The following is a 24,008-nucleotide window of genomic DNA, read 5'->3' on the forward strand; positions in this document are numbered from 1 at the left end:
CGCAGTATTAGTGGCTACATTTCCGAATCGATTTCCGTCGTCTTCTCAGGTCGATCATGCAATCTCCGCCGAGAGCTACCGCAACTTCGGTCTAGGGACGGTGTCAATAGTGCCGGGTCGCCGAATGACCGTGCGAGGGTAACCGCTCAGTGAGGAGGCCGCATTCGTGGATGCGGCCTCCTCACAAGGCATGCAAGCTACGGAACGAGATACCCCCCATCGACGGGCATCGTCATGCCGGTGACGAAACTGGCCTGATCGGAAAGGCGGCCAGGCCGCCGCGGGAGGAATCTCTTCAGGTCGACCCATTCCGATTCATCGGGCTGGCGGTATTGAACTTGGCGTCAATGTCGGGGGGCGTCTGCGCGAGCCCGCCGATCAACATCTCGGTGGCGGTGGCGGTGGCGGTGGCGGTGGCTCGGCGCGATGGCGTTGATGCGGATCCCGCTCTGGCCGTACTCGAAAGCTGTCGCCTTGGTCAAACCGATCGTGCTTCGCCGCAATGTAGGGCGCAATTCCGAAGTTACCAGCAAATCCACCGACGCTGCTCGTGTTGACGATGGTGATGACGCTCAGCGAAAATTTCGCTGAGCTCGTCACCACTCACGAACTCGACGGCACGCTGGGGAGGGGCGTTGCCCTCGCCTTGATGGCAGCATCGGCCGGCGGATCTTCGTGCAACTGAGGACGTCACCGAGGATTGAGGGAAACGCGGATGGGACTGTTCACCGATGACAAGGGCCACTGGTCATGCACCTGGACCATCAAACTCGGCCGCGCGCACTACCGGCTGGCCGATGACGAGCCCGAGCCGGAAGAGGCACCGTAGCAACGGGCCCGTCGGGAACTGAAGAAGAGGATGGCCGAGGAGCGGCTCGGGAAGAGAAAACCGGAGGCACCGACCCCGGGAAGGGGTGAACGCCCCCGGCTCACATCCTGTGCATCTTGTCCGGACTACGCCGCTCACTTCCGCCACGCCTCTCAAATGCACGCCGCATGAGGGACACAGAGGAATACTGGGAGCGTGGATTGGCTGACCTTCATATCCGACATGACCGCAAACTTGGCGTGGCCCTTGGTTGTTGTGATCGGCGGAATAATCTTCTACAAGCAGATCTCGGATCTGGCGGCTCGTTTCAAAGCATTGCTTGATGATCGAGTCGAGGAGGCATCGATCGGCCAAACAGGTCTGTCGCTTAGGCGAAAAGTGGACTCCGATCTCAAAAAGGCGGAGAAGGAACTTCCGGCACCTGACACGGCAAAGGGAAAGACAGCGAGCACATGGCTCGCCCCGTTTAGCGAAGAGATTGAAGAGTTGGCTGCAATCAATCCGGCTGCCGCGATAGCTAGCGCAAGCGCCCGCCTAGAGGCCGCGTTACGCGATGTTCTCAAGGAAACGGGAACCAACACCAAAGGGCGAGGTCTTCTTCAATTGCTCAGAGAATGCGTTCAGCAAGGAATTCTTACAGAGAATGAAGCGAACGCCGGAAAGTATCTAAGCTCCGTTAGAAATGAAGCGCTCCACGAGAACGTCGCAACGGTGGAGCAAGCACAAGAGTTTGGGCATCTTGCTCTCCGAATAGCTGCTGCTGCTCGTCTCGGTGTTGGTCAGACTTCAACCGCCGGTGATCCACTGTAGGCCGGTCGGTGGGGTAGTCCGGTCAATAGATCCGCAGTAGCCGTCTATAACGCCCCCATCGCGAAAACACTAGAAAGCAGGAGTGGTCCGTGGATCAACGACCAGCAACGAATGAGGAACTCTATCCCCAGGACCCCGAAAACTGCGAGGAGTGGTGCACCCGTGCAGAACTGCGCGACTGGGGCTACAGCAACGCGGGCATCGACCAGCTCTTCGGTCCGGAAACCACCGGGCCAGGCGGGGTCACCGGCTGGGCGCGCGCTCACGTCGACCATGTCGAGGACACGGTCGTCGCCCCGGCTATCCGACTGGTGCGGGAGGGATTCACGGACGCGGAAGCAGCCACCGACGTCCTCAGCAGGGCGTTGATGTGATCTCGGGTTCGCCGGCACCGTCAGTTTCGGTCGTCGACCGCCGGGGGACGTGTCGTCTTCTCAGGTCCGCGCGCAACTGGCGGTGTCGCGCACCCCGACCGTAGGGCACGCCTCGGGGTCGCGGTATCAGGCCAGTTGCCGGAGGCGGGGCAGGACGTGGCCGAGTTGCTCGAACAGCGCCGGCCATCCGCGGCGCAGCCACGTCAACCGTCCCCGGTCGAGATGATTGCCGTCGAGCAGGTGTGAGAGACGATGCTGGCTGTCGGGGACCCCGAGTGGGTGAGCCTGTCGTAGACCGGATTCACCGGGAAGCCGATGCCGGGAGATGTGCGCCCAGACGTCGGCGGTGGTCCAGTTCCAGATCGGCCCGTACGCGATCGTGCCGTCGGCGCGGGTGATGGTCCCGTCGCGGCGGACCTCGGGTGTAGAGCAGGCGGCGGGCGGGTTCGGTGATCAGCACCTGGTGCAGATCCACCCGCGCGGCCGCGGCGTTGGTGGGGGCGGTGTGGTCCCAGAGTCCGGAGTCGCCGAGCACCTGCAGTAGTGGTGGTTCGGTGGGGATCCGGTGCAGATCCAGCCGCCACGCCTCGGCGAGTTCGGTGAGATAGTCGTAGGTTTCGGGGTAGTCGAGGCCGGAGTCGAAGAACACCACCGGCACATCCGGTTCGACGCGGCGGGCGAGGTCGAGGACGACGAGAGAGTCCTTGCCGCCGGAAAACGCCACGTACCCGTCATGCCGTGCGAGGTGCGTCTCGATCCGCGCGGTGATGTCCGCGATGGCCGCGGTGCCGGTCCTGGCCGCCGGTGTCCGAAGCCCGCGCAATACCGCGAAGGTCCAGGCCGGGGTTCGGTGTCGTCGCCACAGCGGCCAGGCTACGACGGCGCCCGCACGTCACCGAACAGCTCCCACGTCGGCATAGGGGGCCTATGGCCCATATGGGTGCTAATAGCCGGTAGAGCGACACACGGTGATGCCGGGTGCGGCACCGAGTTGCGACATGGCCGTCGCCGATCCCGGGCGCCGGCGGTGTGCTGCGGTTGAATGGGAGGCATGGGGTCGTCCGCGGTGGAGCAGCTGTGGCAGACGTTGTCCGAGAACGGGTTGGCGTTGGTGTGTGTCCGGGGCCCGGAGTGTGAGTGGGCGGATCTGGTGACGGTCGGGGATCACGGGGCGGGGGAGCTGACCTGGTTGGCCAGGGAGGCGAGCGAGGTCGCCGAGCAATACCCGCACGGCGCCGGACACCGCGCGCCGGCTTCGTGACGGCGCCGAACCTGACCGCGGCCGAGTCGGATGTGGTGTGGGCCGCCTACACCGCCGCCGAGGGCCTCCAGGAACGCACCGAGCCTGCGGACAGGACGGCCGGCGGCCCGGTGGCCGGGTGAGCGCGGTGCGGCGATTACAAAAGAGTGCGTCGGCACGCGACCGCGCATGAATTATGCAGCCTTGTCATTCACACGATCTACATCCGTGAACGCGAACCGTAAGGGCGGGTAAATCACGGTGGTGCGGTCTGCTTTGATACGCACACGGGAAATGTGAGCGGCTTGGTAATAGGACGCGGCATGGCACTCCCGCCGCAGTGCGCCTTGCGTTTACACAGGGGCGTGCCTGAGACAGGAGACGTATGAGGACAGCAACGCAAGGCCGTTGGGCGGGTCGGGGAATAGTGGTAGCGGCGGCAGTCGCGGGGGTGGTGGGTGTGATCGCCGGTCCTTCGTCGGCCGCACCTGCGCCTACGACGATCACCATCTCAGACGAGCACCTCTATGTCGAGGAGACCTATACGATCACCGTTCACTGCGAGGTGCGGAGCACCGTGGCAGTTGCGGTGGATGTCGATCCGTACAGTGCGGAGCAGAGCGACCTGCTCGGGGGTATTCCGGTTGCGCCGAACGAGGACTTGCTGGCAAACGTGCAGTGGACGCCCACCGCCACCGGGACGCACACCATTTATGCGTATGGCTGCGCCAGCGGCGTGGGCTGGCCTGACAGTCGGCCGCCGACTGCGACGCTGACTGTTGATGTGACGGAAGCGCCCCCAAGCACTGGCAGTGCTGATGGCATTCCGGTCATCGGGGAGATTTTGAGCAAGCTGTTCGGCTGACCAGGCATCTGTGGATGGCACTCCGCCCGTGGTCATGGGTGAGAGGGTCCTTTTCGGTGGACATGGCCCAATTCCCATTGCGTAACGCCTGCCGAACGGTCCAAGTGGGTCCTCGACCGGCTACGCAGGGCTTTCGCGCCGGCGGAATCGGTCGCCGAGTCGAGGTGACCGCCGTTCGCTGATCTCGCACCGAGGAACCTGATCGGGGCGAGCGAGACCAACGCATAACGATCATCCAGCCGGACGAGTCGGTGAGATTCGAATCGTTGGCCACTGGCCGAACTACCTGGCTGTCACACGCATCCGGTCGTCCACGGGACTCTCCACCTGAAGACACCTTGCGACAGGATCGGCACGAAGTGGTGCGACAACCCATCGCAGACCTGCGCTACAGCTCGAATCTGGTTTCTACTACGTCGGCACTTTCGCCCCGAATGAAGGAGCAGCTATGCCCGCACACGCACTACAAGACAATCACAGGGACCAGCCTCCGACGGGCTCCGCTGCCTTCGAGACGCTGGACATCACCACCGGCCAGGGCACCCACAGTTCGCACCGACGGACTGGTCGGCATGAACGAGCCAAGGTCCTCGTCAACACCGAATCCGGCGAAATCGTAACGGCGCCACACCGCTACACCCCGATTAGGCTCGACCAGCGCAACGATCGGAGATCCGCATGAGCGCGTATACGGCGGCCGCGCTGACCGCCGCTGTTCTCTTCGCCGTCGCACTCATCGTCGTCGTCCGGCAGGGCGCGGCTCGCTCGGCTGACTTCCGGTCCAGCGAACGGGAGCTGCGACGCTACCGGGAAACGTTCGCCAGTTCCCACGGCCGGGGTGCGCTCGGAGAAGCGGTCCTCGTTCGAACCTGCACATCGTTGGGGCTGCGCGAAGGAGTGCACTTCGATACTCAAGCCGAGATCAGCGGTAGCTCGCATGCCCGACCCGATCTCGTCCTGCTCCTCGACGGTGGGCGGCGCCTCGCGGTCGATTCGAAGTGCGTGATCGACCATTACTGGGTGGCCGCCGATGCGGTTGCCGCCGACAACGAACCCGAACGGGATAAGGCGCTCGCCGCGCTGGTCAGCACGATCCGTGGCCACGCCAAGGTCCTCGCCGGCAAGCGGTACGACCGATCCGGTGCCGACCTGAGCGGAGTTGTGTTGTTCGTCCCCGACGACGGCGTTGCCATTTCCGCGTGCAATCGGGATCCCGCACTGCTGCACGATCTGCTGTCTCAGGGTGTCTTCCTCGCCGGTCCCACCGCGTTCGCGGTGATCGCAGCCGGGGCGCACCTCGCCGCAACGGGTCGAGCATTGGACGCGGATCTCGTGACCATGCAGACCACCCTTGCCGGCGCCCTGCACGCCGCCACGACCACCATCGCTTCGTTTGACCGGGCTAACAAGCAGTTTCGCGATGCCTTCAACAACTTCGTGAGTAGTCACCGGCACCTCACCGAATGCGTTTCCGCGCTCAACGACCTCCGTGGGCTGTCAGCCAGAACCAGCGATATCGCCCGTCCCAAGTCAATCGAACCGATCCCCGACCTCGTCCAGGTGAAGGCCGTCTCGGCCGAGGGTGGGGCCGGACTCGACGACCAGCTCGAACCTCCGCTGGGCGCGCCCGCATAGTTGGCCGCCCGTGTGCGCTCGTCGGGGCACACGGGCGCCGCTCAACTGTCATCTGGGCTCGCCGAGTGGCGCGGGTGGCTCGAGGCCGGCGGCGGACGGATGGTCCCGGGATGCTGAACGGTCTGGCGCGTCAGCTCGAATCCGGGGAACGATGTCGGCGGCACGACTGCTCACGCCGCACGGCTACACCGCCTGAGCGCTCGAACCCACCGAGATGATGTGGCACCCTGCCGGTTCCGTCCACGTCAGGTGCTGCTGTGTACGCGCACCGTGTCGGTGAGAGCGGTGGTGGCACCGTCCATGTCGACGATGCGGGCGGCGAGGGTTTGCCGTGCGAGGTGCTCCGGTAGGGCGGCGGAGAATTTGAGGCCTTGGAGTGCGGCCTGGTCGATTGCCGGCAGGGGCCGCTGGTCGCGGGCGCGCAGTGCGGCGAGGCCGGCGCGGATGTCGGAGACGGTCAGGTCTGTGTGCAGTCGCAGCGATTCGGATCCGATGCGTTGCCGTGGCGGTATGAGGTCGGGTGCCCAGGCGGCGAGGGTGCGGTTGGTTTTCATGCCGGCCCAGGTCCACCATCGCCAGTCGCCGCCTGTGTCGCGGGCGATGACGTACGCGCCGTCGGTGACATGGTTCGAGCGTTGCAGGCGTTGGTCGTCGAGGGTGGCGGCGGCGCGGCGGGTCAGGGTGATTCCGGCGGGAGTGGTGCCCAGGAGGACCTCGCGGGTGGCGCGGGTGATCTGGAAGGAGGTCCCGTCCGGGGTGGAGCTCCATTTGGCGCGGCCGGGGATGTCGGTGGTTTCGACGTAGACGTGGCGACGTTTCCAGTCGATGTGGGTGACTTTCCAGGACCGGCCGCCGAGCAGCAGGATGCGGGGGCCTTCGACATTGTCGGTGAGGACACCGGTTTCGACGGTTCCGACTTCCTGCCGACCGGCCCATACGGTGAATTCGGGTGCGGCGGTGAACACGGCGAGTAGTTCCATGAAGTGACGTCGTCCGAAGTGCTTTTCGGCTTCGGGGCCGATGAACGCGGTGCCGCCGTCGTGCTCGAGGAACCCCGCTGAGAGCAGGTGGTCGAAGATTTCTTGGCCGTCGTTACCGAACAACGGCAGTGCGCCCCAGGTGTGCTGCCAGTCGCGCAGTGGAACCCGCCGGGTCTGTAGGGCGGCTGCGAGCAGCTGTTGCGCTGCGATGTGCCGGGGCTGCGGTGTGGGGGTGACCGGTTCGACCCACCCGTTGGTCCAGCACTGCAGCATTCCCAGGGTGGAGAGTACCGCCTGGTCGGTGATGGCGAGGAACAGGCAGTTGCGGGTGCTGCCGGGGCGGCGCCCGGTCCGGCCGAGTCGCTGGAGAAACGACGAGACGGTGCGGGGTGCGTTGATTTGGATGACGCGGTCGAGGTCGCCGACGTCGATGCCGAGTTCGAGGGTGGAGGTGGCGACGATGACGCAGTCGCGGGCCTCGGCGAAGGCCTGTTCGGATTCGCGTCGCTCGGCGGCGGACAGCGACGAGTGGGACACGAAGGTGGTGATCCCGCGGCCGCGCAGCGCGGTGCCGAGTTCCTCGGCGAGCCGGCGGGAGTCGACGAACACCAACCGCTTCTCCCCGCGGTGTAGCGCGGCGATGACTGTGCTGGCGTTCTCGACGCTGCCGACGGAATCAACCGTGATCTCCGGGACCACGCCACCGGCGGGGATGGCAGGGGAGATCACCCGGCCGGGGGCCTTCGCGGCGCCTTGCAACCACCCGAGCAGCTCGTCCGGGTTGCCGACGGTCGCGGACATCCCGATCCGTTGCAGGCGCCGACCGAGCAGCGTTTGCAGGCGCGCGAGGACGGCGAGCAGGTGCCAGCCGCGGTCATCGCCCGCGAAGGCGTGGACTTCGTCGACGACGACGGCCTGTACCCCGCCGAGCAGTTCGGCGGCGTCGACGCGTTCGGATACCAGCATCGACTCCAAGGATTCGGGGGTGGTGAGCAGGATGTCGGGGCGATCGCGCTTGATGCGGTCACGCACCGACTGACCGATGTCGCCGTGCCAGGTCATCGCGTCCCGGCCGAGCCAGGCGGCGTAGTCCGCCAACCGAGGTTGGAGGTTGTTCAGCAGCGCCTTGAGCGGGCAGATGTAGAGCACGGAGATCCCGGTCCAACACTCCGATTCCATCCGGCTCAGCAGCGGGAACATCGCCGCCTCGGTCTTGCCGCCGGCCGTCGGGGCCAGCAGGATCGCGTCGGACCCGTCGGCGATGGGTGCCACCGATTCGTCCTGGAGTGGTCGAAGCCCGTGCCAGCCGAGCGAGTTGACGACGTGATGTTGGATGATCGGACTGAGCAGATCGAACCCGCTGAAGGGTTCCGCCGGTGTCACAGCTGCACCTCGTCGGCGGTGACGGCCTGCCGTTCGGTGTCGGTCATCTCCTCGGAGCTCAATGTGAGGGCGTAGTGCTGGCGGGGGTCGAAGTCGGGGAACTGCTCGACCCGGTCGAGGACGTCGAGCACCAGTTTCTTGAGGAACAGTCGCGGTGAAATCCCGACCTTGCCGCCGAGCTTACCGGCGACCGCATGCGCCAACGACGCAAGGTATGCGTCGTCGACGACGGTGCGGATCCGATCGCCCACGGGGGAGCCGTCGGCGAACACGTCACGGACCCGGACTCCGACTTCGACGAGGCGATCGAAGTCGAACCCCACCAGCCGAATCTGGGGGGCGCGCGGGTTGTCGAATCGGGCGTCGGTGGTGAAGTCGGTGTGCAAGCGCTGCGCGAGCGGGGGCAGAGACTGCACCCCGAGGCGACCGTCGAAGAACGCGGGGGTTCCGGTGATCAGCAGGTACAGGCCGGGGTAGCGGCCCGAGTCGAGTTCGTCGATCCACTGCCGCAACGCATTCAGAGCCTTCGCGCGGCTGTCGGACCGCATCCGCTGCAGCGTTTCGACCTCGTCGATCACCAGCAGCAGCCCGGGGTGTCGGGCGCCTTTGAGGACCGCGAGGAGCCCCTGCAGAAAGCCCATGGCCAGGAAGTGGTCCACCTCTTGGCGCACCCCGGCGGCGCGTTTGGCGGCGGCGCCGACGTGGGGTTGTCCGCCGAGCCAGGCGACGAGGGCGTCGGCGGTGGCGGCGTCGCCCTGCTCGAGCGCGGCCCGGTAGGCGCGCAGCACCATCGGGTACACGGGGGTGGCGGTGGCCACGCCGGCGAGCCGGGACTCGAGCAGCGTCTCCACTTGTTCGGCGGTGGCCTCCGGCGTGCCGGCCGCCGCGGCGGCATCCTCCTCGACGCCGTACAGCCAGGCGTCGAGGACGCTGCGGAACGCCGACGGCGCGAACGCGGAGGTGCGCAGCGATTCGGTGGTGCGCCGGTAGACGGTTTCGAGCTTGTGCAGGGGTGTTTCCAGCTCGCTGACCTGCACCTCGGCGACGGCGAGGCCGCGGCGCATCGCCTGCTGCGCCGCCCACCGGGCGAAGAACGTTTTACCGGAGCCGTATTCGCCGCGCACCGCCTTGAACAACGCCCCACCGGCCGCGACGGCGTCGAGGTCCTCGGCGACGGTGGGGGAGAACTTGTCGATCCCGACCGCGAGGACGTCGAGATTTCCGGAGGGGACGGTGCCTTGCCGCAGCGCCTGCAGAATCTCGCGCCGCCGGACCGGGGACAGAGTCACGGTTTCACCTCGTACTGTTCGAACATCAACGCCGCCTCCAGCTCCACTTCGGTGCCGTTCTCGCTCAGCGCCACCACCCCGTCGGCGTTGATGACCTGGCTCAGCGCGGCCACGGTCTGGCGTGCGCGGAACGCCTTGACCCCGAGGATTTCCGCGGCCCGGGGCAGCGGGATGCGCCCGTTGCCGTCGACCAGCGCTTGGAGCAGCTGGCCGATCACCGGTGTGTCGATCCGGGGGCGGAAGGTGTTGTACTGCTGGATGAACAGCGGACTGGCCAGCAACTCCTCCACTCGATTGCGCCCACCGGTGGACGCGGGGGCGGCGGCGGGCTCGGGGGCGCCCGGGGTGCCCATGTCGAAGAGGGTGTCGGACTGCTCGGCGGCCTTGGGTGCCGGCTTCTTCCGCGGCGCCGGGACAGCCGGCTTGGCGCCGGCTGTGGGCTGGGCGGCGACAGGCTGGGACTCGGGTGGGGCCACGCGTTCGGGCTCCCACCACGCGGGCACGGACATGGGACGCGCCTCGAGGCCCAGATGCTGGGGGACCGCGCCGTTGACCAGGATCGAGATGGGGATCACGGCCTCGGCGAGGGTGGCGCCGCCGTGGTAGCCGGCCTTGAGGCCGGTGTAGCGCAGCTGTTCGTCCACCGCGAGCACCGCCTGATGGGTGTCGGTGAGCACGCGCGGTCCGGTAACGAGTACCTCGTCGGCCGGCAGCGTCGCCGGATCCACCCCGGCCGTGGACCGGTAGCGTGCCGAGATCTGCTGCCCACGTTGCGCACTGGGCTGCTCGCGCCGTTCCACCACGTGCCCGTGGTCGCTGACCAGCACCACGGTGCGGCCGACGTTGGCGGCGGCGGAGAGCAGCGCGTCGAGGTGTTTGAAGCTGGCGGTGGTCCAGGAGGTGCCGATGGGGTCGGAGCGGTCCAGCGCGTCGTCGATGTCGTTGAGCACGCAGGCGACCACGGGGCGGGTTTTGGTGTCCTCGACCGCGATCCGGACGTCCACGGCGAGGGCATGGCCCTTGGAGACGGCGTCCATATCGGCCTTGTGGAAGAGCACCTGGCCGCTGCCGCGCAGCGCATGCCCCTGCAGCCAGGACGCGAAGCCGGTGCGTTCGCGGTCCTGTCGGCCGGCGGCGAGCGCCCCGGTGAGCAGGGAGCAGCGGGAGAACTCGGTGACCGTGGGCAGGGCGGCGAGGGCCGCGTGCAGTCCGTCGGTGTCGGTGAACTGGCATTCCTGCCATTGCGGGCGGTGCCGGCGCAGTGCGTCGGCGACCACCTCGTTGGCGGCGGCGGCGCTCATGCCGTCGGCCACGACGATCAGTACCGGTGAGGCGGTGGGGGTGGTGATCGACGCCCCGGTGGCCCCGGCCCGCGGCACCGTCAGTGGGCGCACCACCTTGTCGAGCACGTCCTCGATCAGCAGCGGGGCCTGCGGCCCGCTGCTGCGGTTGACCCCGGAGGTGGCGAGGAGTCGGGCGAACTGCCGATCGGAGGTGGCCCGGCGGTCGCGCACGGCGGAGACGATGCGGTGGGCCACTGCGGCCAGGGTCGGGTCGTCGGCGCCGACGAATGCGCCGTTGACGGCGGCATCCACCCACGACAGCTCGGTGCGGTAGTCGTCCAACCACCCGGCCAGGGCGGCGGGTGTGTCGTGCTGGCGTCGTTGCCAGCGCAGCAGCCGCAGCGCCGCGGCCCCGACCCGCACATCACGGGGTGCGTCGGGGCTGTCGATGCGGGCGCCGCGGTGCGCCAGCACATCCGCCCACGCGTTTTCGGCGGCGGCGAGGTCACCGGACTCGACCGCAGTGGTGAGCGCCGAGGCGAAGTGCGCGACCCGAGGTGCCAAGGCGGACGGCAGCACGTCCGACCGCACCACCAGCGGTTCGGCCTGCAGCCGGCGCACCAGGTCCTCGGCGTTGCGTAGGACGTGTCCGGGCACGTCCGCACCGGCGACGGCGAGGGTGGCGGTGTTCCCCCACGCCGCGAGCTGGCCCTCGGTGAGGGTGCGTCCGCCGAGTTCCACCTCGAGCAGGGTGCGGACCTTGACGGTGGTGTCCCGGGACACCGGGAACGCCACCGAGGCGGCGCTGCCGTCGCCGACGAGGGCGGCGACCAAGCCCAACGGGACCAGCTGGGCGGGACCGCTGCTGCGCCACACGGTGGTGAACGCGGGTCCGAGCGGGCCGAGGCGCCCTTCGATCCACGCATAGAACTGCGCCAGCAGCACCGGGTCGGTGCGGTCCTGCCAGGCCTGAAACCGGGCAGTACTTGCCGGATCCATCGACCACAGCGCCACGTGGTGCGGGGTGTATTCCGCTGGCGCCAAACCGAAATGCGCCCGGGCGAGGGCAGCGAACAGGTGGTCGTTGGTGAGCACCCCACCGGGCGCGGGCGCGGCGGTCCCGTCGAGATCCCGCAATGCGGCGCGGGCGGCATCGTTGCTGAGCGCGAGCAGGTTGAATTCCTGGCGGGAGGCGTTGAACAGCTCCCGCAGGGCGGGCCAGGGATCGAGATTTGACAGCCGTCCGGTGGCTAGGTGCTCGAGAATCCCGGCGGGCAGCTCGGCGGCGCTGCGATCGGTGAGGATCACCACCCAGTCGACCTGGGTGCGGTCGGTGAGCGCATCACGGACGGCGAGGACACTCGGTGCGGTGCGCACCCGCACCGACTGTCCGCCGAGCTCGAATTCGTTGGCGCCGGACCACACCGGGGCGGCGGCCAGTGCGATTACCCCGTGGGTGTGGCCTTTGCCGCGCAGTTGTCCGATGAGGCTGCGGATGCCGGCGAGGTCCGCCTCTGGAAGGACAGCGGTGGTCACGGCTGATCCCGGGTGATGGTGACCGTGTAGGTGGCGCCGAGATTCTCGTCCACGATCTGCCGCAGCCGCGTCTCGACGGCGGCAATGCCGTCGCGGCCGTGCACCGTCAAGCGCACCGGCTGACCGCCCCCAGTGCCGCCGTCGCCGGTCCCACCGGAGCCGCCACCGGTCGTGGTTCCGCCGGTCGTGCCACCACCAGTGCCGCCGCCGGTGCCACCGGGGGTTCCGCCGCCGGTGCCACCGGGGGTGCCGCCGCCGGTGGGCTGCTGGGTGATCCCCGCCTCCAGCCACTTGTCGCGCGCCTCCCCGGCCACCCGCAACGCCTCCGCGAGGGGTCGGGTCAGCTCATGCGCCTCGAACGCCTCGATGACACCGTCGACGATGAGGGCAGCCTGCCGCCCACGGTCGTCACTGGTCTCGGCGGCGGTGCGCAACACGGTGAGCTTGTCGAGCGAGAACCGGTTCACCGCCTCGGCGACCGCACCCGCGGTGGCCAGGGACTTGCCGGTCTCCTGCGGTGTGGCGCCCAGCTCGGTGGTCGCGATCGCCTCGACGAGGGCGAGATTGTCGAGATGATTCAGGTGCGTGTCCAACAGCTCGTGAGTGCGGACCGCCACGACGAGCCGCTCACCGGTCTCAATACCCAGGAATTGGTAGGCGCGGGTGAGGATATCGACCAGCTGGGACCGATCGGCCCGCCCGGCGGCCGCATAGTCCCGAACCTGCTGCGCGAACGAGGCAAGGTTGGTAGCGGTGAGGTAGTCGTTGATGTTCACCCCCGTCAACGCCTTCCACCGGGTGCAGGCGTCAATCCAGCTCTGCCGGTCGGGCAGCGGCTCGAGCCGCAACGTGGTGCCGCGCCGGAAGTCACCGATCTGCGGTTCGGGGATCGGCGAGGAGTGCAGGAACCACGATCGTTTGCTCTGCGCCGCCCACGCGCCGGCGACCAGATCGATCATCTCGTCCGTGAGCCCGCGCTTGGGCCCGCTCGCGGCGATGGCGGTGCGCAACTCCTCGATGGCCACGTCCCCGGAATCGTCGATCGCCATCCGGGACAACTCCTGCGTGATGCGGCTGCGCCACGTCGTGAAGTGCTCGCTGCCGAACATCAAGTGGGTTTCGTTGGTCTTGGCCAGGCTGAGCGGTTCGACCACGCGCCGGGTGAGATCGCGTTCTGCGCGGTCGAGCGGAATCCGGCCGTCCACCTGCGATTGCGCCTCCCGCAACCGGGTCAGCACGAGGTTCAGCTCGCGCCGGGTGAGCAGCTTGTCCGGCGGGGTGAAGTCCGGGTGGTCCGGGTACAGGGCGTCGAAGGCGTCGACGATCAGCCGCTCGACGGCCTCGCCGAGGGTGTTGCCGATCGGCGGCTGCACCGCGTAGCCGGCGTGCAGGGACCGCAGCGGCGGTCGACCCTCGGCGAACCGGGCGCCGGCGGCGACGCCGTAGGCGACCTGGATGGCATTGTTCAACTGACCCCGCACCTGCGTTTGCTGCTGCTGCAGAATCGACCGCGCCGCGGCGCGGTCGGCCTCGGACAGCTCGTTCGCATACGACGCCCACCGATCCCCGGTGAGCACGTAGTTGAGGATCACCAGCCGGCCGAGTTGCCGGGTCACCTTGTCAGGGAAGAAGTTCGGCAGCCACGCCACGGTGAACCGGTCCTGCCCGGTGCGCAGCAACTGCTCGACGCGGTCGTGGTCTTCGGCGGTGGTGTGCCCGGCGTCGTCGAACGGCAGGTCCACGATCAGCCGCAGCGCCCCGTCCAGGGATGGGCGGAACGCCTCGTCGGGGAGGTAGCCGTGGTCGCGGACGTTCCCGAAGATCACCTCCACCCGGCGTTCGGTGCCCCGCCAGATCTTGGTGCGCAGGAACGCATTGTCGACTGTGTGCTCGGCACCGATCACCGCGAAGTGCTCCGCGAGCAGGGTCCGCATCAGTTCCCGGCGGCGCCCGTCGGTGTCCTCACCCTGGGCACGGGTGACGATGCGCTCGTAGTCGACGGATTCGAGGGTGACGGAGATGATCGGGTTGGCGTCGGCGGTGACGGACAGTTCCGGGATCTCCGCGGCCCACTGCTTGACCTTGTTGGTGATCTGGCCGACCTGATCGCCCGGGATGAGGCTGATGACGCTGCCGTGGTTGAGCGAGGCCAGACGCGAGGCATCGATTTGGGCGAGGGCGGGCACGTTCGGTGCCACCGCGGACATGAGCAGGGTCTTGGCGATACGGATGTCGGCCCGCAGCCCGGCCGGAACATCCTTGTCGGCGGTGGACTCGGGGACCCCGGCGTTGCGGAACAGCAGCGGCCGCAGCTTCTCGGTCCACAGGCTGCGGGCGGTCTTGAAGGTTTGCGCGGCAGCATCATTGATCGGGGTGGCGTGGGCGCTGTCGATGATGTAATCGAACGCCTCCCCGACCGGGATGACGTGGTCGATGGTCAGCCGGTCGGCGTTGTCCTCGAGCATCTGCTGCATGACCTTCAACGCGGTGCGTTCGCGCTGCATCTGCCCGGACAGCGCCCGCAGGGTGGCGATCAGGGCCGGGGAGAACGGGTAGGTCAGCTTGAAGGCGTCGGAATCGGAGCCGCGGTGCGCATCGTCGGTGTTGATGCCGTCGAGCAGCACATCCCACACCTTGGGGTTGCGGTCCAGGCGTCCGAATGCGGTCTCCAGCGCGGCCGCGGCGTCGGCACTGCACGGTTGCAGCAACCGCTTGTGCGCGATGTAGGGCAGGTTCTCATCACCCAGCCGGACGCTGCCGAACCGGCCCGCCTGATGGACGAAGGCCTGCTCGAGGGCCTGCTGGGTGGCGCCGGCCTCGGGGCCGGTGGTGACCCACCGGCTCAGATCGTGCTGGCGGGCGATGAACGAGGCGATCGGCACGGCGAGCCGGCCGCGGCTGGTCTCGACCAGCTTGGTGATCTTCTGCACCTCACTGTTGAACCGCTCGCGCTCGGTGATGAGGAATGTCAGCCACAGCACCAACTCGTCGAGCAACAGCACGACGGCGTCGTAGCCGAGAGACTTGGCGTGGTCAGCGATGACGGCGAGGCCGTCCTCGAGGTTCAGCCAGTCGGTGTTGCGTGAGTAGCTGGTGAAGTAGGTGGTGATCAGCACCTGCTGCAGTCGGGCCCGCTCGGCCGCGGTGGCGTCCGGGGCGACAGCGGCGGCGTAGCTGTCCGAATTCCAGGTACCGGTGCTCTGCCCGAGCGCCGCCCAGTTCACCGTGCCACCCTGCTGTCCTGAGGCGCCGTTGAGTGCGGCGAAGAACTTCTCGTCGCCGACCTCGCGGCGACGGTTGGCAGCGTCCGTGAACAGTCCGCCGGCCGAATGCAGGACCGGCGGCAAAGTGTCCGGATGCAGGCGCGTGATCTGCCGCAGGTACTGGTCGAACAGCGCCGATTCGATGCTGTCGGCGTCGAGGAAATGGAACGTCAGCCGCAGAATCTTCGCCTGCGCGACTCCGGTGTGCTTGGTGATCACCGGTTGCAGCTCCGGCACCGACAGGGCCTTCGCGGAGTGCCCGAGGATGCCGTGCAGCACCGCCATGAAGTGCGATTTACCGGACCCGAAGGAACCCTCCAGGTAGGCGGCCTTGTTCTCGCCGCTGCGCAGCGCCTCCTCCACCACCGCCAAGCCCCGCTCGAACGCCTCCGTCAGGGAGGGTGTGACGACGTAGGAGTCGATGGTGGCCGCGAGCCGATCCTCGGCCACCGAATCCGACAACCGCAGCACGTAGTCGTTGGTGCCGTGCGACTCTGGAATCGCAAAGGTCTCCCGCAACGTGCGCGCGGACGTGGTGGAGGCGCCGGGAAACATTACTGTGCTGCCTTTCGGGTGGCGGATGCGCGGCCGCGGATAGTTTTCGCGGGCCGCCACTTGGGAAGATCGTCGACGGGAACACCAACGGCGGCGGACTTCTCGGCGAGCTGACCGGTGAGGTACTCGGCGAGATCGACACCAAGGTTCGGGTCCACCCCTGAATGCCACTGCTTGACCCACGGCAGCACCTCGGCGATCCCGGCGACCACGGGCACCAGCTCGCTCAGCGGAGTGCCTTCGGACTCGCGGTACGCGTAGATCGTCGCCAACGCGAGCCCCTGCTGGGCGTGATCCCAGCCGGCCCACCCGAGCAACGGCGTTGGGTCGGTAGCCCGACCCGCACCGGGGTAGGCGGTGAACCGCTCCTTCGGCACGTCCAGCTTGCCGCGGTGTGACCAATAGGAAGACTTCACAAAATCCGCACTGGTGTACTTCGGTGGAACCGGGATATCGGTCGCGTTGATCAAGCCAGCGTCCTCTTTGCGCTGTATATCCCAGACGCGCTCCCACTCGGCGCGCTTCCGCAGCCCGGAGTCCTTGTAGCGCAGGGCACTGAGGTAGGGGACCGCTTCGTCGGCAACCAGTTTGACCAGCGTCGCTGTCACCGGGGCATCCCTCTTCCCGGCCCACAGGTCCAGGGCTTCGACGAAGGCAGCGTCCTTCTCGAAGTGCCCGGCAAGCTCACCAACCGACCGTGATTGCGGAGTTCCTTGCGGGGTAAACCACAGGGACGGATCCTCAAGTCTATCGAGCAGCCAGTCCTTCAATGCCTGTTGAAGTTTGGTGTCCCAACTGTCCCCGGCCCAGCGCCGTTTGTACTCGGGACGCTCCAGCAAACGGATGAACGGATTGGACTCGATCGTAGCCAAACGTTCTTCCACCAGGTTTCGGTACTCGGCGGGCCAGTGCGCAGGGATGTCAGTGACTGGGGTGAACTTGTGGTTGTGGTGGTCGAACCAGCTTGTCTCGATCTCTTCAGCCGCGACTTTACGTGCGAGCACGATGGCGAATGCGCGCTCCCCGGGCGCAATCCCGGGAACGCTGCCAGACGGTAGGGTGCGGCCATCGGCTAGCTCGTAGTTGCGATAGACCTCCCAGTCGAGTTCCTCCTGCTCACCGACCATCAAGGCACGGATGCGGGCGTGCTCGGTGCGCGCGGTGTCGATGGTGGAGTGAGTCGCTCCGTGCGCCTGGATTGCAGCAGCAGGTTCATTCGCGGAGAGTTGTTGGGCCAGGGTGTCTAAGCGATGTGCTCGTTCGAGCACGTGCATTTTGGGAAGCGGGAAGTCCTGGATGGTGGTACCGGTGAACTCGAAGCGTCGCTCCCAGGGCTCGTCGGCGCCAGCAGCTTCGGCTCCGGGGCGCCCCTTGTCGTGGCTGTTCTGCTTGAGCCAGAAGCAAGCGGTCGAGCTGTTGAGCGTACCCAGCAGCCGCAAGTAATCTTCCTCTGAAGCTTCTTTCGGCAGCTTGATCACCGGCGCGGTTTGCTTGAATATCTTGCCGCCGCGGTCGAGCACGAAATGGTTGTGCGTCGCCACGAATGGGAAGGTGATGGAGAGCGGGGTCTGCAGTTTGCGCGAGTAGCTCTCCAAGTGGACCCACCAGGGTAGTCCCCGATCCGAAAGAGTCTTCTGGAACACGGTCCGTGCTGCTAGGAGCGGGCGGAGCGGCCAGAGGTGAGTCACAACGCTTGTGTCCTGAGTGACAGGTGAAGAGTTGGCCGAGTCCAGATACGGATTGAGCGCAAACGTGTCTGGCGCGATCGAGTAGTCCCGTACATCTTCACCGGTCACGAACTGGCGGAATGGAAGCACTTTGCTCAGTCGCTGAAGTGACGAATGCGGGTATAACCACGCACCGTCTTCACCCACGACAGTGGTGCGCCCAACCTCTTCGGTCAAATCGCCGAGGAATGCGTTGCACGCGGCGTCCACTTGAGCCTGGAGTTCGACTGCACCGCCGCCGGAGAGGCTCCATGGATGCTTCTCAAGATTTGTGCGGGGAAGGTCGGTGATCGAGACCCACTGATCTTCGTAACCTGCTTGGTCGAGATGACCGACGATGGAGGTCCAGACCTTGCCTTTGGCTGGATTGTCGGGTGCGCCGGGTTCACCTTGGATGCCGAGGACGGCCCGGACGGTGTCATGGGCTGCTCGGTGATTGCGCCCGACGATGATCACGGTCGGTGTGCCGTGTCCGGGGATGTACGCCCCTGAGGTGTCGGCGACGAGCCGCAGGTCCTTCTTGGCGAGGAAGTCTTCGATCAGAGGCACGCCGAATTCGCGCTTCATGAAGGAGTTGGAGGTGATCTGGCCGATCCAGCCCGCGCGGTCGCCGGGCTTGGCCAGCTCGAAGAACTTCTCCATGAACGGCACCGTGAGGGCGTACTGCCCTTTGCAGTAGTGGTAAATCTCCCGGTAGCGGGCGTTGAGAGCCTTGTCGCTGACTGCGATGTACGGCGGGTTGCCGACCACCGCGTCGTACTGTCCGGGCTTGAGGAACTTGCGCAGTATGGTGGCGTCTTCGGTGCTGTAGGTGAATCCTGATGCGGCGGCGTCTTTGTCGAAGGTGGCGTCGCCGTAGTCCAGTGCGTGTGCCCCTCCCTGTTCCGGGCCGTGGAGGAGCGAGTCGCCTGCGGTCAGGTTGAGGGTGAACTTGGGGGCGTTGACGAGAGATTTCTCCCCGCACGCTTGCAGGGCGGCGACGATGAGCCGGAACTTCGCGATCGCCACCGCGAACGGGTTGATGTCGACGCCGTAGACGGACGCGAGTGCGTTGTCAACGCGTGTGCGCAGCTCCACGCCGGGGGCGTGGTGGTGCCAGCGTTCGACCAGCCGGGCGAAGGCGCCGAGGAGAAAGTGCCCCGACCCGCAGGTGGGGTCGATGATCTTGAAGCCGTCGAGTGGTCGATCTTTGAGGGCGGGTTCGAGGGTGCGATCGAGGATGAATTCTTCGACAAACTCTGGGGTTTGGAGCAGGGCATACTTCTTTTTCGCGTAGTCGGAGAGGTCTTGATACAGGTCGCCGAGGAAGCGGGTGCCCAGGGTGTCGTCCTTGAATGACCAGACGAGGTCGCCGTTGTCGTCGGTCTGCCGCCAGAACGCGAGAATCTGATTTACCGCGTCGGAGGACGGTTCGTAGATGTTGAGTCCGGCGTGCTCGTCGACCAGGGCTTCGGTGGCGGGGTGGCTGCGTAGGGCGTTGAAGGACTGTGCGAGCCATTCGCGGTAGGACAGGTCTTGGTGGTCGCGGTAGAAGGAGTTTTCGGCGTCGACGGCGCGTTGGCGCAGCATCGTGTCGGGGCCGGCGATCCAGACGGCGGTGTCGCCGAGCAAGAGGTTGTCCTCGCAGAACCGGACGAACACGGTGGTGAGGAGCCAGCCGACGGCGGCCTGGGTGAGCTGCTCCTCGAGGTAGTCGGTCCAGGATCCGGCGGTGCGCTGTTCGCGGACGGCTTGGCTGTGGTTGGTACGCCAGCGTTCGAGCTCGTGCGTGTCGGCTTCGAGGCGGGCGCGCATGTCGTCGACCAGCATGACCAGCTGCGGCTTCAATGCGGCCGTCAGCTGGGTTCCGGCGATCGTGGCCAATGCCATCAGACGTGCTCCTTCGTATTTTCATCTGAACCGTCGGTGGGCTGAGCGGCGGCCAGCAGGGCTGTCACCTCGATCTCGTCCACCTGCACGAATTGTTCTGGGCTGTTGAGCGGCAGCGCGGTACCGTCCACTCGCGCTCCTGGCCGGCCACCCGACTCTTCCGGCTGCGGGACCAGTGCCCACACCGCGTGCGGCGGCGGGGACGTCAGATCGGCCCACTCGCGCACGACGTGCAGGTGCCCGTACGCGGCCAGCGTCGACAGGTCCGTCAACACCACCGGCCCGCCCGCCGCGTCGACCGCGCTGACCAGCGCCGGAACAGCCTGGGAGACAAATCCCTTCAATCCTTCGCGATCGGCCGCGGCACCTGCGTCTGCGGCGAGGATCGCATCCCACGGTATTCCCGCCGTCTCGGCGCGTTGGCGTAGCTCCCCGAGCAGCAGTTCGGTCACGTCGAGGGGGCGTGCTCCGAACCGGGTTGCCAGCGCTGCGGCGACCGCGTCGGAGCTTCCCATCGGCACGCCCAGTGCCCGGAATGTGTGCTCACGCATGCTCGACGCCAACACGAATTCGGTGTCGGTGGTGCCGCGGCTGCGCTGCGGCATCGGTGCGGTGCGGGTATGACGCGTCGGCACGTACGATGCCGGGGATTCGGCATTGTCGAACTGGTAGCGGCTGGCGGCCTCGTTCCAGCGGATGTCCGGAACGATCGATTGCACCACCGCGTCCAGTTCCGGGCGCCGCGGCAACGACTTCGTCAATGTCGGGAACCGTGCCGCCACACGTGTTTCCAGCTCAGCGCGGTTGAACGAGTCGGAGGTCGACAGCCCGCGCAGCAGCATCTTCAACGCTTCGCCGATCGGCAGGGAGCCGGCATGTAGCTCGTCCCGCGCCGTCAGGGCGACCGCGGTCGATGCGGTCGAGGCGATCCGCAGCAGTGCATGCCCGGGGATTTCCACCTCGCCGGGTGTCACATCGAGCACTGCCGCGGCCGCCGCGCGCAGCGGCAGCTCCGACTCGGCGGGTGTCACCAGCAGCGAACCCTGCGCGTGGGCGTCGTCGACCAGCTTCTCCGCGCCCGCCGCCAGTACCGCGGGGAGCTTGCGCGGCACCGCTGCGGTCGAGATCATGGCGACCGTGCCCGACCCGTGCCGGCGCACCAGGTGCAGTGTCGTGTCGGTGCCCGGCTCGGTATCGGCGTCCGCCGGTGCGGAGGCGAGGAGCAACCGCACCACACCGAGCGAGAGGCGCTGCGGATCGGCCACACCGTCGGTGTGCAGCACACCGGCGAGCTCGCGTGCCAGCAGGTCCGGGGTTGTGGCGCCGCCGGAGGATTCGAGCAGCGTCTGACCGCGCGCGTACAGCTCGCGCACTGTCGCCGCCAACTGCGGGTTCTTCGCCCATAGCTCTGTGAACTCGCCGAAGATTTGGGCGATCCGCCCCGATGACACCCCGGCCCGCGGCGCCAGCACTTGGTAGGTGACGAACGGATCGTCCGGGCTCTGCGCGTGCGTGCCGAGTACCAGCTCGACGACCTGCCGGCGCACCGCGCTTGGCTTGGTGCCCGCAGCCCGGGCGAACTCGGCCGCCAGCACTCCGAGGGAGGTGTATGTCTCGGCGACTGGCTGCGCAGGTGTGGGCTCCGACTTCGGGCGCGGTGTCGGCGGCTTTGCCTCGGTGGTCGGTTCGGTGGTGGCCTGGGCTTTGAACACCGACGCCCACGCGTGCCGCATCGCGGCGGCGGTGTCGAATCGATCCTTGACGTTGCGGGCGAGGGCGGTGCGGAAGAACCCGGTGAGGGCCGCGGCGCGGGTACGCGACAGCCCGCCGGCGGTGAAATCCTCGGGGGTGACCGACACGTCGTCGTCGAGCACCCGCGGATCGCTCATGCCGTCCCCGTAGGTGGGGGTGGTGGCAGTGGCCATCTCGTATAGCACCACTGCAGCCGAGTAGCGTTCCGCCGCCGAATCATAGGCGGTGCGAATCCCCGTTCCCAGGAACGGATCCCGATAGGGTGGGGTGCCCGCGTCGAGCTGTTCCACCGGGGCACGCGAGAGGGAGAAGTCGAACAGCGCCAGTCGGGTCTTCGCCGACCGGGGCTTGCCCTCCGGCCGGGACAGCCCCAGGTTCGACGGCTTGATGTCGCGGTGCGTGATGCCCGCCGCATCCAACGCCACCACCGCGTCGAGCAGCTCCAGACCCCAGGTGCGTAGCTGCGCCTCCCCGAGCGGGGTGTGGCGCACCACGTCGGCGAGGGTCAGCTCGCCGCAGTTGCTCAAGAGCAGCGCCGTGCGCCGCGCCGCCAGCTCCAAGGGACCTTCGATCAGCTCCACCACCCCCGAGACCGGCGGGGACTGCGCCGCGAGCTGGGTGAGCACCTGCGCCTCGTCGCGCAGTCGGAGGGTGGCGCTCTCGTCCAGGCCGACCTTGAGGACCCGCAACCTGTCGTCGTGATCGCGGTCGGTGACCAGCACTCCGCGGGCGGTGGAGCCGGCGCCGAGCACCCGGACCACCTCGAACCGGCTGCTGAGCAGCACGCCGGGCGCCGGATTGAGCGGATCGGGTTCCGGTGTCTGCGGGGTGAGCTGGCGGTCGTGCCGGTATTCGTCCAACGCCGTTTCGAACTGGTGCGCCCCGAATCCGGGGCGGCCCGTCTTCTTGTCCGCCTCCACCCGCTTGGACACCGAGGGCTGCGTCGCATGCAACACCAGCGCGCGCAGTCTCTCGTCGACGAACCGGCCTTCCGCGGCCGCCAGGTCAAGGCCCTGCTCCTGCCGCAGCCGTTCGAGCAGTGCCGCGCGGTCCCGGGCCGGGGCTTGCCCACCCGAGAGCAGGAAGTAGGCGAGAGCGCCGAGTGAGAACACGTCCAACGCCAACCGGTCGGCGTCCGCCGCCCACCGATCCTCCGGCGCCTGATACACCTCGTCCGCCGGGGCGCCGCCTTGTGCGACGGCGGTCCCCAGCATCGTCGCCGAACGGGTGTCACCGGTGTGCACGCGGCCGGCCCACGACCAGTCGGTGAGGCGGACCTTGACGGTGTCGGCGTCGAGCGCGTCGGTGTCGATCAGGACGGTGCTGGGCCCGAGTCCGCGATGCGCGACGTGGTTTCGGTGCGCGTAGGTCAACGCCTCGGCGATCTGCTTGAGGATAAGCAGCTGCTGCTCCGCGGTGAGTGTGCGCGTCGCCAATGCCAGATCCAACGGCTCGAACCCGGGGGTCTGCGGATAGACCAGGACGGTATTGCCGTCGTCGTCCTGCACCAGATCCCGCGGCACCACGATCGACTCGTGCCGCAGCGAGCTGAGTAGTGAGTACTCACGCTGCATCCGCCGATGGGCCGCTGCCCGCGCGTGTGACGGGGTGCCGCGGCGCAGCGACACGATCCGGGCCCGGCCGTGCTCGTCGGTGCCCTTGTGCGTGGCCGCCCACTCCTGCCAGTCCTCACCGGTGGCCAGCGGTGTGCCGGTGATCGTCCACGATCCGGCATCACGTTCGGTGCGCCGCGCGATGCCGAGGTTCTTGAGCGCCAACGCGATGATGACGCTGAGGTCCTCATCGACATGCCTGGTGCCGGTCGGGGGCTCGAGCACACGCGTCGATATGCCGGGAAGCCCCGTCTCGCCCTCAGCGCCGTCAGGACCGAATAGGCTCGACTTCGCCAGCTCCGGAAGGTCCGTGCGGAACGGCGAACCGTGGAGAAAGACCGACTCCTGCACGAATGGCAGCGCCCGACGCACCTTCTCTTCGTTGAGGCCGTAATCCCGCGCAACCTTGCGGGCCTCCTCCTCGATCCGCGTCGCCAATCGCTGTGCCTTGCGGCGGGTGAGCAGCAGCGGCGACCGTTGGGTGCGGGTCTTGCCGGACAGGGTGGTGCGCACCCAGCTCGTCTCCGTGCCCCGCAGCTGGCCCGTGAAGTGTTTGAGCTCGACCAGATGCAGACGGCGCCGACCCAAGACCAGGGCATCGATCTCATGCCACTGGCCGTGGTTGTCCATGAATTCGAAGTTGGTCCACGCGCGGTACGGGGAGGCGCTCGGCATCAACCCACGGAGCAGTTCGAGACCTGCGGTTTCGTGCGTAAAGGCCGATTTCGCGACCTCGATCCAACGATCGTCCTGCGTCGCCACGTCACCGCCTACTTCTCGGGGTCTAGTCGCGGCCGAGCATTGGGTCGCGGAACTTGGGTGGACATTACCCGGCCCTTCCAAGTGAACAGGAGAGATGGAGGCAGTCGACGTCGTTGCCCACAGTTCCAAGACCAAGGCCCCTGTGTGACCTCGCCATTTAATCCACTGTTGCCAGTTTGCGCGGCGGCATACGGCACTTTTCGGACACGGTTAGCGAGGCCACACACGGCTTGCTGACTATCG

At 67.2% G+C, this 24,008-nt stretch carries 13 protein-coding genes; 6 read left to right on the forward strand and 7 right to left on the reverse strand.

What is annotated here, in order from left to right; translation table 11 throughout:
* The first annotated feature begins 1,024 nt into the window (after positions 1-1,024).
* Positions 1,025-1,639 (forward strand): hypothetical protein, encoded by a 615-nt coding sequence (locus ACFVJ3_RS43660; protein ID WP_378457987.1) that lies wholly within the window; start codon positions 1,025-1,027, stop codon positions 1,637-1,639.
* A gap of 89 nt (positions 1,640-1,728) precedes the next feature.
* Complete coding sequence (locus ACFVJ3_RS43665) at positions 1,729-2,013, forward strand: hypothetical protein (RefSeq protein ID WP_378457988.1); 285 nt, start codon at positions 1,729-1,731, stop codon at positions 2,011-2,013.
* 301 nt (positions 2,014-2,314) lie between these two features.
* Here ACFVJ3_RS43665 and ACFVJ3_RS43670 read toward each other — a convergent pair whose 3' ends face one another.
* Entirely contained in the window at positions 2,315-2,836 is a 522-nt protein-coding gene (locus ACFVJ3_RS43670) for a phosphoadenosine phosphosulfate reductase family protein (RefSeq protein ID WP_378457989.1), read from the reverse strand.
* 228 nt (positions 2,837-3,064) lie between these two features.
* Between ACFVJ3_RS43670 and ACFVJ3_RS43675 the strand changes: the two genes are divergently transcribed.
* From ACFVJ3_RS43675 to rmuC, 4 genes are all read left to right on the forward strand, one after another.
* Positions 3,065-3,274, forward strand: a complete 210-nt coding sequence (locus ACFVJ3_RS43675; protein WP_378457990.1) for a hypothetical protein — start codon at positions 3,065-3,067, stop codon at positions 3,272-3,274.
* Positions 3,271-3,396 (forward strand): hypothetical protein, encoded by a 126-nt coding sequence (locus ACFVJ3_RS43680; RefSeq protein ID WP_378457991.1) that lies wholly within the window; start codon positions 3,271-3,273, stop codon positions 3,394-3,396. Before ACFVJ3_RS43675 ends, ACFVJ3_RS43680 begins: the two co-directional genes overlap by 4 nt.
* 317 nt (positions 3,397-3,713) lie before the next feature.
* Positions 3,714-4,118, forward strand: a complete 405-nt coding sequence (locus tag ACFVJ3_RS43685) for a hypothetical protein (RefSeq protein ID WP_378457992.1) — start codon at positions 3,714-3,716, stop codon at positions 4,116-4,118.
* A gap of 678 nt (positions 4,119-4,796) precedes the next feature.
* On the forward strand, positions 4,797-5,753 hold the full coding sequence (gene rmuC / locus ACFVJ3_RS43690) for a DNA recombination protein RmuC (RefSeq protein WP_378457993.1): 957 nt from the start codon (positions 4,797-4,799) through the stop codon (positions 5,751-5,753).
* Between the two features lie 245 nt (positions 5,754-5,998).
* Here rmuC and ACFVJ3_RS43695 read toward each other — a convergent pair whose 3' ends face one another.
* From ACFVJ3_RS43695 to ACFVJ3_RS43720, 6 genes are read right to left on the reverse strand one after another with little or no spacing between them, the layout of a single operon-like run.
* Positions 5,999-8,116, reverse strand: a complete 2,118-nt coding sequence (locus ACFVJ3_RS43695; RefSeq protein WP_378457994.1) for a DEAD/DEAH box helicase — start codon at positions 8,114-8,116, stop codon at positions 5,999-6,001.
* Positions 8,113-9,405: a BREX system ATP-binding protein BrxD gene (gene brxD / locus ACFVJ3_RS43700; protein ID WP_378457995.1), complete on the reverse strand. Its 1,293-nt coding sequence runs from the start codon at positions 9,403-9,405 to the stop codon at positions 8,113-8,115. Before brxD ends, ACFVJ3_RS43695 begins: the two co-directional genes overlap by 4 nt.
* The gene (pglZ, locus tag ACFVJ3_RS43705) at positions 9,402-12,224 is read right to left on the reverse strand and encodes a BREX-2 system phosphatase PglZ (RefSeq protein ID WP_378457996.1); all 2,823 of its coding nucleotides are present in this window, start codon (positions 12,222-12,224) and stop codon (positions 9,402-9,404) included. Before pglZ ends, brxD begins: the two co-directional genes overlap by 4 nt.
* The gene (locus ACFVJ3_RS43710) at positions 12,221-16,042 is read right to left on the reverse strand and encodes a DUF6079 family protein (RefSeq protein ID WP_378457997.1); all 3,822 of its coding nucleotides are present in this window, start codon (positions 16,040-16,042) and stop codon (positions 12,221-12,223) included. Before ACFVJ3_RS43710 ends, pglZ begins: the two co-directional genes overlap by 4 nt.
* Positions 16,042-19,638 carry a BREX-2 system adenine-specific DNA-methyltransferase PglX gene (pglX, locus tag ACFVJ3_RS43715; RefSeq protein ID WP_378457998.1) on the reverse strand — a complete coding sequence of 1,199 codons (3,597 nt, stop codon included), beginning with the start codon at positions 19,636-19,638 and terminating at the stop codon, positions 16,042-16,044. Before pglX ends, ACFVJ3_RS43710 begins: the two co-directional genes overlap by 1 nt.
* Positions 19,638-23,765 (reverse strand): NERD domain-containing protein, encoded by a 4,128-nt coding sequence (locus tag ACFVJ3_RS43720; RefSeq protein WP_378457999.1) that lies wholly within the window; start codon positions 23,763-23,765, stop codon positions 19,638-19,640. The genes pglX and ACFVJ3_RS43720 overlap by 1 nt, the downstream gene beginning before the upstream one ends.
* Positions 23,766-24,008 lie beyond the last annotated feature (243 nt).

This window comes from Rhodococcus sp. NPDC127593 (assembly GCF_042671975.1).
Taxonomy (GTDB): Bacteria; Actinomycetota; Actinomycetes; order Mycobacteriales; family Mycobacteriaceae; genus Rhodococcus_F.